16 protein-coding genes are annotated in these 15154 nt (G+C 35.3%); 6 read left to right on the top strand and 10 right to left on the bottom strand.

Going from position 1 to position 15154, the window contains the following annotated elements:
• Positions 1 to 87: 87 nt before the first annotated feature.
• Positions 88 to 1095 carry a serine hydrolase domain-containing protein gene (locus tag EW028_RS04765; RefSeq protein ID WP_131520090.1) on the top strand — a complete coding sequence of 336 codons (1008 nt, stop codon included), beginning with the start codon at positions 88 to 90 and terminating at the stop codon, positions 1093 to 1095.
• A 14-nt stretch (positions 1096 to 1109) separates the two neighbouring features.
• Here the strand turns inward: EW028_RS04765 and EW028_RS04760 are convergent, their stop codons facing one another.
• Positions 1110 to 1640 carry a dihydrofolate reductase family protein gene (locus tag EW028_RS04760; RefSeq protein ID WP_131520089.1) on the bottom strand — a complete coding sequence of 177 codons (531 nt, stop codon included), beginning with the start codon at positions 1638 to 1640 and terminating at the stop codon, positions 1110 to 1112.
• Positions 1641 to 1741: 101 nt separating this feature from the next.
• Between EW028_RS04760 and EW028_RS04755 the strand changes: the two genes are divergently transcribed.
• Positions 1742 to 2695 carry a helix-turn-helix transcriptional regulator gene (locus EW028_RS04755; protein ID WP_131520088.1) on the top strand — a complete coding sequence of 318 codons (954 nt, stop codon included), beginning with the start codon at positions 1742 to 1744 and terminating at the stop codon, positions 2693 to 2695.
• Between the two features lie 90 nt (positions 2696 to 2785).
• Positions 2786 to 3826 carry a DUF418 domain-containing protein gene (locus EW028_RS04750; RefSeq protein WP_131520087.1) on the top strand — a complete coding sequence of 347 codons (1041 nt, stop codon included), beginning with the start codon at positions 2786 to 2788 and terminating at the stop codon, positions 3824 to 3826.
• 363 nt (positions 3827 to 4189) lie between these two features.
• Here EW028_RS04750 and EW028_RS04745 read toward each other — a convergent pair whose 3' ends face one another.
• Complete coding sequence (locus EW028_RS04745; RefSeq protein WP_131520086.1) at positions 4190 to 5044, bottom strand: malate synthase; 855 nt, start codon at positions 5042 to 5044, stop codon at positions 4190 to 4192.
• 416 nt (positions 5045 to 5460) lie between these two features.
• Between EW028_RS04745 and EW028_RS04740 the strand changes: the two genes are divergently transcribed.
• Positions 5461 to 5706 (top strand): hypothetical protein, encoded by a 246-nt coding sequence (locus tag EW028_RS04740; protein WP_131520085.1) that lies wholly within the window; start codon positions 5461 to 5463, stop codon positions 5704 to 5706.
• A gap of 53 nt (positions 5707 to 5759) precedes the next feature.
• Here EW028_RS04740 and EW028_RS04735 read toward each other — a convergent pair whose 3' ends face one another.
• The gene (locus EW028_RS04735; RefSeq protein ID WP_131520084.1) at positions 5760 to 6152 is read right to left on the bottom strand and encodes a RidA family protein; all 393 of its coding nucleotides are present in this window, start codon (positions 6150 to 6152) and stop codon (positions 5760 to 5762) included.
• 708 nt (positions 6153 to 6860) lie between these two features.
• Complete coding sequence (locus EW028_RS04730) at positions 6861 to 7409, bottom strand: hypothetical protein (RefSeq protein ID WP_054550288.1); 549 nt, start codon at positions 7407 to 7409, stop codon at positions 6861 to 6863.
• Between the two features lie 217 nt (positions 7410 to 7626).
• On the opposite strand from EW028_RS04730, the gene EW028_RS04725 reads away from it, so the two are divergent.
• On the top strand, positions 7627 to 8292 hold the full coding sequence (locus tag EW028_RS04725; protein ID WP_131520083.1) for a response regulator transcription factor: 666 nt from the start codon (positions 7627 to 7629) through the stop codon (positions 8290 to 8292).
• Between the two features lies 1 nt (position 8293).
• A complete protein-coding gene (locus tag EW028_RS04720) occupies positions 8294 to 9541 on the top strand; it encodes a sensor histidine kinase (protein WP_131520082.1) in 1248 nt (415 codons plus the stop codon).
• A 141-nt stretch (positions 9542 to 9682) separates the two neighbouring features.
• Here the strand turns inward: EW028_RS04720 and EW028_RS04715 are convergent, their stop codons facing one another.
• From EW028_RS04715 to EW028_RS04690, 6 genes are all read right to left on the bottom strand, one after another.
• Positions 9683 to 10237: a ferric reductase-like transmembrane domain-containing protein gene (locus EW028_RS04715; RefSeq protein WP_131520081.1), complete on the bottom strand. Its 555-nt coding sequence runs from the start codon at positions 10235 to 10237 to the stop codon at positions 9683 to 9685.
• Positions 10227 to 11108 carry an FAD:protein FMN transferase gene (locus EW028_RS04710; RefSeq protein WP_227744866.1) on the bottom strand — a complete coding sequence of 294 codons (882 nt, stop codon included), beginning with the start codon at positions 11106 to 11108 and terminating at the stop codon, positions 10227 to 10229. Before EW028_RS04710 ends, EW028_RS04715 begins: the two co-directional genes overlap by 11 nt.
• Positions 11109 to 11160: 52 nt before the next feature.
• On the bottom strand, positions 11161 to 11418 hold the full coding sequence (locus EW028_RS04705; RefSeq protein WP_131520079.1) for a hypothetical protein: 258 nt from the start codon (positions 11416 to 11418) through the stop codon (positions 11161 to 11163).
• A gap of 17 nt (positions 11419 to 11435) precedes the next feature.
• Positions 11436 to 12074: a copper amine oxidase N-terminal domain-containing protein gene (locus tag EW028_RS04700; protein ID WP_131520078.1), complete on the bottom strand. Its 639-nt coding sequence runs from the start codon at positions 12072 to 12074 to the stop codon at positions 11436 to 11438.
• A gap of 324 nt (positions 12075 to 12398) precedes the next feature.
• Positions 12399 to 13604, bottom strand: coding sequence for an EAL-associated domain-containing protein (locus tag EW028_RS04695; RefSeq protein ID WP_036076413.1), 1206 nt, complete (start codon positions 13602 to 13604; stop codon positions 12399 to 12401).
• A gap of 443 nt (positions 13605 to 14047) precedes the next feature.
• On the bottom strand, positions 14048 to 15151 hold the full coding sequence (locus EW028_RS04690; protein WP_131520077.1) for a TFIIB-type zinc ribbon-containing protein: 1104 nt from the start codon (positions 15149 to 15151) through the stop codon (positions 14048 to 14050).
• Between the last annotated feature and the right edge of the window lie 3 nt (positions 15152 to 15154).

Below are 15154 nucleotides of genomic sequence, written 5' to 3'. Positions count from 1 at the left end.
TAGATTTCAACTTACATTACGATAGTTTCCCAAGAACATTCGTTCCTACTTATGGTATGATGAAGGAAAACTAGGAGATCTTTATTCATGACAATACATGAGCAAATGTCGCAACAACAAATAGCTGGCCTCAGCATTGCCTATATAAAGGATGGTGAGCTTCAGAAAGCAGAGTGCTTTGGTCTATTAGAGGTCGGGAAAACTAACAGAATCAATACCCAAACCATCTTCAATGCCTGTTCAATTAGTAAACTAGTTACAAGCATTTTAGTGATGAAGCTGGTCGAGCAAGGTATAGTAGATTTAGATGAGGATATTAATCAAAAGCTCACATCTTGGAAGATGCCAGATCATAGCTACACTCAGGGAAAAAAAGTAACATTACGACATTTGTTAAGTCATCAGGCCGGAATTATTGACCCTAAAGGCAGCTTCTCTCCCTTACATTCACGATGGCAGAGGCCTTCGATGGTCGACTTATTAAAAGGTACAACTCCTTATTGTTCCATACCAATCGATAGTACTTTTGAGGCCGAGCAAGAATTTCACTATTCAGATGCTGGCTTTTGCTTTGTTCAATTGCTGATTGAGGATACAATAGGCTCAAGTTTTTCAACACTTATGACAGACGTGATTTTCCGACCACTAGCCATGACAAATAGCTTTTTTTCTTCCGCAGTCCCAACTGCCAATACAGCAAGTGGTCATCAGAAAGATGGCACCCTAACAGCACAAAGATACCCTATTTACCCGTATGATGCAGCTTGTGGATTATGGACAACACCGTCAGATCTAGCAAAATTATTACAAGAGGTAATGCAGGCCTTAAAGGGAAAGGGTACACTTGGTTTAGCTTCAATCCATGAGCTAATTCGTCCTCAGGGCTGTAAAGAATGGATGGGCCTTGGTGTATTTCTTGATGGTGCTGGTGAGCAGCTTGAAATATCCTCGCTTGGCTGGGGCGTTGGCTATCAATGTATGCTAGTGGCCTACCCCCACCTAGACAAAGGCTTTGTTGCCATGACTAACACCGATACAGGCGTTCATCAAATGCAAGGTCTCTTAGGAGAAATCTATCGTTCCTTTATCAAATAAAGAAGAGGCTTGATTTAAGCCTCTTTCCTTACCTCATAATGTAGTTGTACCATTTGACCATATCGTTTTGTTTCCAATAGCCTTAAGTTTTCGAATGGACGGGGAGATTTAAACAAGGGTATCCCTGAGCCCAGTAAATGGGGTGTAATCGTAATAATCCATTCGTCAATTAGCCGCTCCTGTAAAAAAGCATCTAGAAGGTTCCCTCCCCCTACCATCCAAATCTTTGTGCCTTCTTGCTCTTTTAAACGTTGAGTAAATGTGATGACATCCTCTTGGATAAACGTCACATGCTCATTTTCCCCAGTTTGAGTTGTTGAGAACACATAGCATTTTTTATCAGGATAAGGGAACGGTTTAAGATGTTCTAGGATATAATCATATGTCCGTTTTCCCATAATGACGGTATCAATGGTTTGATACATATCAGCGTAGCCATTATCACCCTCTCCCTCTGTTTCCTCTAGCCACTGTAGATCATCATTTTCCTTGGCAATAAATCCATCTAAACTCCCTGCAATAAATACCAGTATTTCGCGTGACATTACGTCAGCTCCTCTTCTTTTGAAAATCTCTTGTACAATCTCTATACTAAATATAAAACATGACAACTATTGGCATGATTAAATAAAAAGGTGAACAAAATATGACCAAAGCTAAACGATTAATTGATATTTTGCTATTCGTCAGTGTGAAAAAGAAATTTACAGCGCAGGAAATTGCCGACACCTTCCATATTTCCGTGCGAACGGTGCATCGTTACCTTTTGGATTTAAGTGATATGGGGCTACCCATTTACTCGGAACAAGGAAGACATGGGGGCTATACGGTGCTATCCAATGCTATTCTCCCCCCGATATTATTTACTGAGGAAGAGGCGGTCGCCATCTTCTTTGCATTCCAGTCTTTGCACTATTATCGTGATTTACCCTTTAATACTGAAATGAAGTCTGTCTCTCAAAAGCTGTATGAATCCTTACAGAAGGAAGCCAAGAAAAAGGTGGATACGCTGCAATCCTATATTTCCTTTTGGAACCCTAAAAGAGCCATTACAACACCACTCCTAACGGACGTTTTAGAGGCTATCATCAACCAATCACAATTGCATATCCAGTATGAATCGAAGTCTGGTATCACCTCTAAGCATATCCAGCCTATTGGCGTGTACGCTCATGATGGCTTATGGTATATGCCTGCGCTACTGCTATCAAATGAAAGAATATTACTCTTCCGTGTAGATCGAATTAAAGGGATAAAAATTAGTGAAGCAAACCATAAAACGACGATGAATTTGCAGCAATGGCTTGAAACTGACTATGAGCCTCAGCAGCCTATTCGGTTATATGTAGAATTATCAAGCGAGGGCGTTCGTCAATGTTTAAGTGAGCCCCATCTTGAAAAAGCGGTTGTTCGACATAGTGATGGAACAGGCTATATCGATACGATTATCGATCAACATGAGCTCCACTTTAATAGCTCCCTATTCTTTCGCCTTGGTCAACATGCAATTGTCAAAGAACCATACGCACTAATTCAGCTTATACGTCAGCATGCATATGAGCTATTAGCGATTTACCCTGAGCCAATAGAGCCTCTATAAGATGACAATTTTGTTAGATTCACGTAACATTCATCGTTACTACTTTTAAAAGATCTTCCTTATAATTGGTCTTGAAGGAGGAGATATACGTTGCAACCGACCAACAGTAATAAACGAATTGATACATTAGATTATTTAAGAGGGTTCGCCTTACTGGGCATTATTTTAGTCAATATCCCCTCATTAATGTGGATTGAACCACCTGAATTGGCAAACGATATTGCCTATAGCCGCTTTCTAACACTTTTTGTAGAGGGTAAATTTTTAATCATTTTTTCATTTTTATTTGGAATAGGATTCTATCTCTTTATTTCACGCGCACAGGCAAGGGGCGAAAAAGCCTATGCCTTATTTAGTCGTAGGCTTTTGATTTTACTGTTTATGGGGTTAGTGCATTTTTATTTCCAACCAGGTGAAGCCTTAACTGTCTATGCTATCTTTGGCTTTGTAGCCTTACCTTTTTATAAAATGCGCAAAGACATCAATCTCATCCTTGGATTCATCCTATTAGCCATCACTGCCTATTTTGGTCTAAAAATTTTAATGCCATTTCCACTGATTTTGCTTGGTCTAGCTGCTGGTCAATATCATTTATTTGAAAATATCTCATTACATCGAAATAAAATCATGTTCGTGACGATTGTAATGGGCTTTATAAGCATGGCTAGCTGGTTTTATCAATGGCAGTATGTCCCTGAGCCTCTTGTTAATATCCAGCATTTGCCCAAGGATCAGCTAGCGGCTCATATTACAAATATTGAGCAATTTTCATTAATCGGACTACAGTTTAGCCCATTCGCTTCTGCCTTTTACATGGGAACAATCATCCTATTATTACAAAGCTCTTTGTTCCAACGACTATTGGCACCGTTAAAAGCATATGGGCGCATGGCCTTGACTAATTACTTGGGGCAAACAGCGCTCATTCTCTTAATTGGCCATACTTTCGGTTTAATTGGACAACTTCGCTATCTTGAATCTTTGTGGATTTGTCTAGGCATTTATGGTTGCCAATTGCTCTTTAGTAAGCTATGGCTATACTTTTTCCGCTTTGGCCCTATGGAATGGCTATGGCGAATCGGGACATATTGGACAATTCCTCCCCTACGACAAAGTACGAAAGATTATTGATCGTAAAGGATAAACACCTATCAGCTTGGTGGTAAACATCATATATTGGTAATGTACCCTACTCGCTTTCCATCTTTGCTCATATCTTCAGCAAGAAACACATCCCCATTTTATTTAGTCACCAAAGTGACTAATTTAAAAACAGCGTTAAGCCATTATTAACGCTGTTTTTTACTTTTATTACATCTAATAAGTGAATCATTGGGGTTACTTTGTGTGGAATAGGTATTAAAAGCTAATAAAGTTATTGGGACATAAACATACAAGTCACTGGATTTTAAAATCCAGTGACTTGTATTCATTGCCATTATTTATCTCTTGCAAGCAAGTATAGCTCTTTAACTTGATAATTGGTTCACTGTACTAAATACGGGTTAATGCGCCATCAGGTTTGGGAATTTCTTTTACTGTTAGCTGATTCATTTTACAAAAATGTTTAAAGAATTGTTGTGCCAACTCCAGTTCTTTTGGGTCACTTTTCAACGAAATGATATCAAGTAAAATTTGAGCCATCCATAAATTTTCGAAATAACGATATTTCCCTGTCTTCCATGTCATTTTTTCGGGGAATTTTTCATTGATATAATATTGCCAGAAAAGTAACTGATCCGATTCCTGTTCTGTCAGATGAATTCTGTATTTTGAATGAGCAGGAATATGTCCATCTTCACACAGCTTGCCGACGAATTTTTCATTCACCATATAGACACCTAAGATACGTCTATCACTTTCAGGCTGGCTGGAATCTCTTGCTGTTAAAAGGACAGCGCTATTTTGGTGTAAGCGGCTCGGCTTGTTTGGCTTTCCTTTGTTATTCCCACTCTTTAATATACCTGAAAAAACATTCCACTCTGAAACAGAGCTATTCTGTTCCTCTGAATCACACCAAAAAACCATCTGTGATGCGGGATGAAGTTTATGATTACTCATAAGTTTTTCGTGTTCCAAGCGAAGTAAGAGTTCTTTCCGCTGAAGTTCTTTTGTCTCTTCCATCCGCGCTTCTTCTTCTTCTCGTTCAATTTCCTTTTTTTGTATAATTTCCTCAAGTAACTTAGCATCACTTTTATCATGTATTGTTAGGTGCTTTCCAAAGACATCTGGAAAAACAAACCTTTTATTTTCTGATGCAAAATGTATTTCAATACTCGAATCATTTTGGTTAACTATACTACCTATGCCAAAACGCTTGTGTGTAACTTTCTTATTAATTAGATTCATTTATCTAGTCCTCCTTATGGAATAAAATTAAGTTACTATTAGATAGTAAATTTCCCCAATAACTTCTTTAAAACAATTTCGAATTTTTCATCCGTTTAAAAAATTAAAAAAACGTATCCAAATTCTTTCTGCAAAATAGGACATCGGAATTCGAAATACGTTTATAAAAAATGATCGTAAGACTATTATAACATTTTTTATTAAAATTACAAATTTATTATTGACAATACATTTTTACATGAGTTAAAATATTCATTTATTCTCTAAATCATTTTAGAAAAGACCATAGACTTCTGAATAATGCTTTATAAAATCCAACTTTCCCCTGTTCCCTATTTGATGCCCATAAATTCTTCACCTGTTACTTATCCTAAGCATACAATGCAAGTAATACCCTTTTTTGTAGGGAGGATTATATGAAGCAAAATAAAGGTAATCGGAATAGTGAGGGATTGGAGTCCGTGAGTCAAGCAGCTAAGTTGGCTGTCATTGCGGGGGCGATTACAACACTTGGAGACGCTCTAGCGACCATTGCTGCTGGTCTTGCTCTAGAGGATGAATTGAAGGAAAATGAAAGTAATAGCAATGATATTGACAAACTACAAAAGCAAATTGACGAATTACATTATGAAATGAAACAATTAAAAAGGATGTTACGTTAATACCGTCTGTACGCAAAAACGACAATATCACATGGATATTGTCGTTTTTTAGGCTATTTAGCAGCCCAAAGTTCAATCTCTATTTTTATTTCTGGTAGCCCTAATGCAGATACATAAGCAATAGTCATAGAGGGATAGGAATGACCAAACATTACTTCCCATTGCTGATAGAAATGATGCCAATCAATCTCCTCCGTCGCCCATATATTCACCTTTACCACATGAGATGCATCCAATCCCTCAGTTGCTAAAAGCGCTCCAATATTTCTAAATGTATTGGTCGTTTGTTCAATTAAATCTGCAGGCAGTTGATCGTCTTGATCAACCCCAATTTGTCCAGAGAATGCATACATTGTTGCATCTTTTGGAATGATTGTGATGTGGCTGTACTTCCCAACAGGGCTAGGTACCTGCATTGGATTTTTACGTACTATGTTAGTTTTCATATTCTTTTCTCCTTTAGGATTGTATTTTTTTCTAAAAAAGGGCAGACTTATCCCATGTTCGTTGATTTTAGAAAAAAACAGCTGTGGAGAACCCTATACCCATGCTTAAAAAACGAATAGCTCTTTTTTTCATGTGAATTCTCCTCCTTGACCCTAAAGTTATGTTCACTTTACCATTTCTATCCTAGACAATCAATGAAATACCCAAACACTTTTGCATTTCATCGATTATTTCTCAGGCAATTAACTATTCAACCATAGCAATCACAACATATATATAGTAGTGTAAAGCTAAATTAGCCTTACACCTCCGAAATTGTTACTAGGGTCACTCCATCCCAAGTGTCCCTTTGCATAATAGAACTAGGTACCCCTCTTTGGCGGTACCTGGTTTTTTAGTTATTTGGGGTCGAGTCGCACTTATGTTGGCTAAGTTTTGTCCACCTGCATTACAGCTAGTATTAATTCATCTGCAAGTAATGCTGAGGTGTAGAATTCTTATACGGAAATTTACCATTGCCAATACAAGAACTATAAACTTAAATATAATTACACCGCACACTTCCCTAATGCGATCCTTTTGCTTTAAGCTCAAATACTAGAGATTCTTTATCTAAGCATTGTTTATACAACAAATATAGAAAATGAATGCAGTATGCAACTAAAATGATAAGCTTAGTAATTATGAGCCGAGTCATGTTTACATAATTAAGAGATAAAAATATGAATCCCTCCTGTAATAACACTTAATGCCGCTATTGAGATATGGATTGTTCGCAAGCTTCGATTTTTTCTATAGTTGAATAAATTCATTCCTATAATAGCAGTAATTGATAAAAGAATAATTGCAATTAAGCCAATAATTCCTTCATTCTCCAATTCACCCTCATTAAAGTACATGATTATCCCATGACCAATACCTAACAACAATGCCATTGTGCCAAAAAGAATATGATATCTACCTATTAACTTTGCTACGTATAAATATAGCCCTTTAGATTGTGGGAAAGTACGAGTTACAGACTTCAAGAAAGTTCTAATAGGAAAAATCATACCCGCTGCACCAATTCCTATGAATGTACACCAACCAATTAATTCACCAAGGTCCTCATAACGCCCTTCTTCGTGTTGTTGTCTACCGTTACCCTCATCATACTCATCTTTTCCTTCAAAAATATCATCTGCATAAATGGGATTTACATCATACAAAAAAAACATAACTACCAATACTATCCCAAACATTTTTAAATATCGCATAGGAGATCTCCTTCCATATTGAGGTTCAACATTAGTCTAAACAACCAATATGAAAAAAATCTGAAAAACGGTACTAGAAAAAATTACGATATTTAATTTAAATTTCTTTTTTGGCTTAGAATAAGTAGAAGATTGGTCGCACAAAAAATTCAGGTGGATTTCATAATGTTGTTATAAATTAGTTATATTGAATATAAAAAAGGTAGGAGGAGCTTCGTTGAAAATACTGATAGCTGAAGATGATAATCGATTAAGAAAAAACATTGTTCACATCATTCAAAAAGAATTTCATCAGGTGGATGCTGTAGATAATGGTCAGCATGCATTAGAATACATACTGTTTCATACATACGATCTAGTCATTTTAGATTGGATGATGCCAGAAATAAGCGGTATTGATGTGTGCAAAGAAGCTAGAAGAAATGGTTATGAAGGTGGCATTTTAATACTAACAGCAAAGGATGATTGCAATAACATCATCTGCGGATTAGATGCAGGTGCTGATGATTATGTTGTTAAACCATTTAAAATGGAAGAACTCTTAGCGAGAATACGTGCCATTTTAAGAAGAAAAAATAAATCCATTCATCAAATCATTCAAATTGATGATTTAAAGTTATATTTGGATTCCAGAACACTTTTTAAAGATAATCAAGAAATACTATTAACTAAAAACGAATTTTTATTGTTAGAGTACCTTTTTATCAACAAAGGCATCATTCTTACTAGAGAACAAATTTACACACAAGTATGGGGCTTTGATCATGAAATGACTAACAACAACCTTGATGCGTTAGTAAAATTAGTTCGTAAAAAAATCGATCATAATCGTCCAAAATCCATTATTGAAAACATTAGAGGAATAGGATACAGAGTGAGGTAGCATGTTTAAGAAAACTCGTAAAAAACTAACTTTATTTAATTCCATTTATTTTATAGGCTTTTTCTTTGCTTTTCTTATTATTCTATATTTTTCATTAGTTCAACTAATGGATTATCAACAAATAGAAGAACTAGAAACTTATTATAAAGAACAATATCATGACTTTTTTGAGCACAAAAATGATAATAAAGGGAAATTAGAATTTAACCCAAATGGTATGTATTTTTACTATATTTATACAAAAGAGCAGATACTAGTCCACGGTGACGAAAACTATCAAGGTTTATTTAAAGACCTAGAAAAAATCATTCAAACCGAAAATCCTTCTAAACGTTTTGTAAAAAATATAAAGTGGCGCGATAAACATCTTTTAATTTTATCGAAACCCATTCAGCCGAACGGTGAATTTCTTGGATATATTGTTATAGGCAAATCGACCACATCACAATATCATTTTTTTCAAAAAATGATCTTACTGTTTATTGTTTTAATTATAATTTTTACAATAATAATTGGATTCTTAAGTTACTACATGGCAGGAAAAGCCATGATTCCCATTCAACATGCACTTGAAAAACAGAAAAGCTTTGTTTCAGATGCTTCTCATGAGTTAAGAACACCGCTAAGCGTATTTTATAGTTCACTCGATATTTTAGAATCTGATGAAGCTAGTAATATGAGTGATTTCGGTAAAGAATTGATTGAAGATTTAAAGCATGAAGCAGAGTTAATGAAAGAGCTATTAGATAAACTATTATTTTTAGCCCGACATGACAAAAATCGTATTCATTCAACTAAAGAAAAAATCTCCTTAACAGAGTTGCTACTAACGATTAGTAGGAAGTTTAAAAGAGCGTTACCGAAATCAATCGTTTTCGAAACAGAAATCCAACCTAATGTTGAATTTATTGGAAATTCAAATAATATAACTGAATTAATTTATATATTATTAGATAATGCCGCTCAGTACACACAAAGAGGATCAATCTATCTAAAGCTTTTACAAACTGATAAAATGATATATATCTACATTGAAGATACAGGCATTGGGATTTCTAAGGAAGACCTACCTTTTATTTTTGATAGATTTTTCCGGAGTGATGCTGTGAGAAACAGAAACGGAACAGGACTAGGACTTGCTATAGCTGATTCTATTGTTCAAGATCACGGAGGAACACTCACAGTTCAAAGCGAATTGGAAAAAGGTACAACATTTTGTATTCAATTTCCTCTTTATACTAAAAAATAGGCTCTTCATCGTTACATGATGGATAAACCATAGAATGGCATTACATGTATCAGTAGTGCCATTCAACTAGTTTATTTTTTTGAGCTACTTTGGCAGTCTAGCTAACATGGAGAAACTGCCTTTCATCCATTCAAGCACCGCTTACTTACTAACCCCTTGCTTTTGATCTTTCTTCTTAAACCCATCGCTCATCAACCTTACAAGTAGTGCGGTAATTATAACCATTACCGTACTGCTATAAAATAAAATTACCAACATTTGATTTGAGTCAGTACCAATGAATAGCCCATGAATAAGTGATAATATCCAAGCAGGTAAAACAAGAAAATGCATCTTCTTCCAAAGTGAGAAGTTCATTTTATTTATCCATATATCTGATGTTAAAAGAACTATTAAAAACAAATAAAAAGCTATGGTTCCTAGCCCAGACAACAATGCCTGATAGTTAGCGCTAAAAGGTAATACGATTTCAGAAATAGTATAGGGTTCGTATTGATCAATCATTAGTAAAAGTAAATGTACAATAACAGTTATAAATCCCAACCATCCACTCATTTGATGTAATTGAAAGTATAAGTTTTTATTGGACTTGAGAGTAGAAGATTTCCTTAGTAAACCAAAAAAAATTGACATACTGAAGTAAAAATAACTTAAAAGCCCTAATAATCGAATCCATTCCCAAGTACTAAATAACATCTAATTTTTCTCCTCCTTTCAGCCAATATATACTTCCATCATCTTTTGCTATTAAGCAAGCACAAGGCATCTGTAGTTTGTCAAACCATACTTGTAATTCTTGTTCATTTAATAAAAAAGCCAGTTTTGTTGCCACTTCTGCTTGACATAATGAGTTTGTTATTATTGTTGTTTGAAGGATAGGGCTAATGATTACCTCTCCGGTTCTTCCATCTAATAAGTGATGCTTTTCTTTCCCCTGCTGTTTCCAACTTCTAAATATACGATTCGAAGTGGCAATTGCTCCATTTTGAATTCTAATGGAACTGATCTCTTCGTGTATATGAAATGGATGAGCAATCCCAATGGTCCATGTCTTTTTGCCTGACGACCACATTTTCATATCTCCACCACCATCTACAATTCCATACTCGGGAGAAACCTGTCTAAGCCAATCAGCTATTTTTTCAACTACGTATCCTTTGGCAAATCCACCTAAATCAATTAATTGATTATCCGTTTTTAAAACTTCATTGTGATCCAAAAAAAGAAATGGCTTATTTGTCTTTTTTTCTATTTGTATTTCCTTATACGTTGATTCTTGAAAAGGAAAGGATCGATCGTACCCATGTTGTTCTAAATGTAATTTTAAATACGGAGAAAATATATTATTAGTTAATGTATAATAGTTGTCTGCTGCTTTTAAACAATCATATAATGCAGGAGAAATTCTACCTATTTCTCCTACCTTTAGTTGATTAATTTGATTTAACTCATTATTTGGCTCAAATCTCGACCAATCTCTTGCAACGTGTTGCAACCATTTCACCACTTTGTCTTTCCAATCCATTTTTTGCGTTCCAGCAATTTCAATATAAAAGTTTGTATTCATCGTATTTAATGAAAGGGTATCCAAGCAACTTCAACTCCACTTCAAACTATGTTTAGGATCGTTTGGTAGTTCGATCGGTATGAATTTTATTTTGTTGTAGTTGATTCACTCCAACAATTTCAAAATTTGTCCAATCTAATTGAACAAGTTCCTTTTCTCGGTCTGACATTTTTTTTGATTGTTCATTTGTCAAATTTAGATCAGCTATGTTTATATCTGATGGAACATTATTAAATTGCGTTAATAGTAAAGAAGATAATATTACTCCAGAAGTGCCTAATATCCATTTAGCTTTCTTTTGATCTTTCATTCAATCATCTCCCCTTTTTATTTTAATAACTTCAATACAACAGCGTTATTCATTTCTTGCCATTCAGCCACATAGCCCAAACCATTTGAAATTACACTAATTGGAACATATATATTATCATTCAAGTAAAATGTAACAGCTGGTATCGGTGTTTTTATCTCGTTATAGTACACAACATTTGTCCCCGCACGAAAAATTAGTTCTGTACCAGCTTTATTAATTTCCAATATTTTACTATTATCATAATTAACTACTTTTGCACCTAAAAGTTCAGCAACAATTTTACCTGGCACATATATTTCACCATCTAAAGGAATCAAGTAAAGTGACACTGTATTATTATTATTTTCTAGTTTTAATTGAATTTCTTTCGCTTCTTTTAGGGGTAACTCTCCTTTATTTACATAAGTAGATCTTGTCCAAATATTCCATGTATTACTATTTGTTTCAGGGTATCTTTGGTCATAATATTCATATTCATCCTCTTCTTTATAATAATCATCATCTTCCTCGTCATCATCATAATCATCATTGTGCTTTTTATGAACATCACCCTCGTATTTTTTATAATCTTCTTCATCATCCGCATTTGCTATTTTGGCATCAACAAATGGCCAAATTAAACTAATAATTAGCAATATTTTGATAATCCTCATTTTTTCAGCTCCTTTATGATATTTCCATCTTAATTAAGCTAAATGAAAAAATACTGAAAAAACAAAATCATTCATTACAAATTTAACAAATGTATAGACTGCCATGTTTGTTTCGATAGAGGTAGTTAATTTTCTATGAGAATTTAAATAGCATTCTTGATTGAAATCAAAAAAAATTGCCTTCTGCAAATATAGAAGGCAACTTCAGTATTTTACTAGGCTTTTAGGATTCTCCCCCATAATACCTAATACATTTAATTAAACTAAATAAATCGAATTGCAATTTGTACCCATGAAATGTTGTCACTAAAGAAATTACTAATATTATCTAAAGATTTTATGCTCATAAAGATAGTCATAGGAAAGGTCAACAAACAAATATTCATGCTCGTTGATGGCAATGGAGAATGTTCTTGTAATTTCTCCTGTTTCAATATCACGATACAATTCAGAGATTTCCCCACTTTGATCGTTGCGCATTTTGATAATCGTTTGAAGGAAATAAGGGCGCCAGCTCCAATTTTTATTGATGGCACGTGGCTGTAGCTCCCAGTTCCCATCAATTCGCATAACGTTAGGCGTTAACTGGAACCCATCCTCATTACAAATATAGAGACGGAAGGAGTAGTTATCCAATAATTCAGCTAAGTACTCTAAATGGGAGACATTGTCGCTTGTTGGTTTCACACGGTGCACAATCGCCTCTAATTCCTCCCTTAATTTTTTCAGCTGCAAATATTGCGCCTCCAGCATTTTCTTTTCGGAAGTAATAAATTGCTGGCATTCTTTTTTAAAACGTTCCTTTAATATATCCTTATCGACAAAAGTCATAGCTGGATTTGCTAGGTATGGCCCTTGATAAAATCTACCGCCATTTTTCCAAGCAAATTGTAGCTGATAAACCGTTTCAATATCTTCAAATAATAGATTCGCTCCAATTTTATAAGCTAGGCTACCAATGGCAGAAATCATGTCCGATTGAGCGGACCAAGAATCGTAATTTAAATCACGTGTATTGACCTTTAAGATATGTGGTGCCAATAGCGCAATATGCTCTAAATGACTTTCGGCTCCTACTTCCTGAACGGCAATTTTTACCCCAAACGTCGTAAAATAGCGTAGGGCGTGATGTAATTTGTTAATATCCCCTATAAAACGATGCTCTGATACGACAAGTACGATACGCTGTAAATCTTTTTCCTCTATATATTGTTGGATAATATTAAAATGACTTTCACCAAAATCTTGCATCAATAAATTTGGATTGCTTGGGATATAAATATCAATTTCTGGTGCAATTTCATCAATTTTGGCTAATGCCGCATGTAAAATTTTATGTTCCATATCAATTCGATATTCTTCTGGAATATCTTCATTGTTGACAAAATCCTTTAAATTAATTTGCTGACCTTGAATTTGTAGATACCCGGAAATTTCGTAGGCAATCACCGTATGCGCATCTGCGCTAAATATCGGTTGATAATACCCATGTATTTGATCTAAATTTGTTAACACTTCAATTGCGTCCATCATCGAAACCTCCAATATGAATAACGTTTTCATTGTTATTCAAAAATAACATTACATTTATCATGACTAGCTTAAAAAATGCTCTCTGACTGTATAATAAGTTGTTTAAAGTAAAATCGCAACTTCACTTCTCATCATTAATGGAAATCCGTCCTAATTTTTAACCACCATAATTGCATTATTTCTAACGACTTTCCTACATAGTAGGTTGCTTGTTACACCATCTTGCAACGTTATGCTTTTGTCCAACCAAGGCTGTTCTGATATTTTACTCTCCCTTTAATCTATGCAACTTGACGCAATGACAGCCGTGATAATGGATGATGATTATCCTATACCAGTCAATTAATTCAGTCATTTACCCAATATTTAAGGACAATTTTATGAAAAAAACAGTATCCCAAAAGGACAATAAGAGGCTCCTACTGGCATACTGTTTATTATTATTCAGACATAAAGAAATACCAAATCAGAGCGATTACTGCTAATGATAAAATAACAGCAATTGTTACCCGAAGCGGTGAAATAGGCGCATTTCCACCAACTCGACCCGTTTGTCCATTCACCATAAAGCGGTAAATCTTCTCCTTATAGCGGAAAGAAGATAACCAAATCGGTAACATTAAATATTTGTATGTAATATCATCATGGTTTGTGGAAAAGCGTAGATTGGATACTACATCCGCCCTATTTTCCCAACGGATTTTGGCTGTAATCTGCGCATGGAGGTGATCATGGATTTCACTTTTTGCTTGGCTCCAGCCATCCTGCAAACCAACACTGTAACGCTCTGATAAAAATCCAGCTACATATTGAGGTTTATAGGCCTTATTATTAAGAAGATTAAATGGTTCAATTTTTCGCATCATGTCTCGATCATAGCGCGTTGTGGCACTCACTAAATGATCGTCTATAAATTCCTGATAAAACCCACTTGTTGAATACCAATCTGTTTCAGTATGCGTTTTACCATCTTTATCCGTAACCGTTCGATGTCGTCCATATCTTGCGGAGTATCTGGAGCTTGTTTTTGAATCAAACGTCCAATACGGGAGGTATACCCCTTTAAAGGCATCAGGCTTTGCACTTATTTTGGCAGCCTTTGGTGTAAACCATCGACCTTTGATCCATTTCTGAAAATGTTCTCCTGCCTGCTTATCCGTTACTTCAAAAGCACATACGCCATTGGGAGCAAGCGTATTTTCAGCGCTCGCTTCCATGACCTGATTTGAGCCGCAGTAAGGACAACTGTCAGCGACCTGCAGAGCATCATAAATTGTCTCGGCCGCGCAAGCTTTACAAATAACTGTTTTCTTCTCCACGCCCCAATTGAAATTCCCACGTTCCTCTGCTTTTAAGAAGTCCATTTCTTGTGCAACCTTTTCCTCTTCTTGCTCAGGGGTTGCAATTTCAGATTCAAATCCACAATACGGACAAGTTAGCTTACCTGTAGCAGGATTAAACTCAATGGATGCACTACAGGATGGACATTCCGCATCAAAGTCAAGCTTTACTTGTTTGACATGTTCAACTTCTTGCGTTGACATAGG

The organism is Lysinibacillus sp. OL1, from assembly GCF_004332175.1.
Classification (GTDB): domain Bacteria; phylum Bacillota; class Bacilli; order Bacillales_A; family Planococcaceae; genus Lysinibacillus; species Lysinibacillus capsici.
This window is presented reverse-complemented; position numbering and strand designations above follow the sequence as displayed.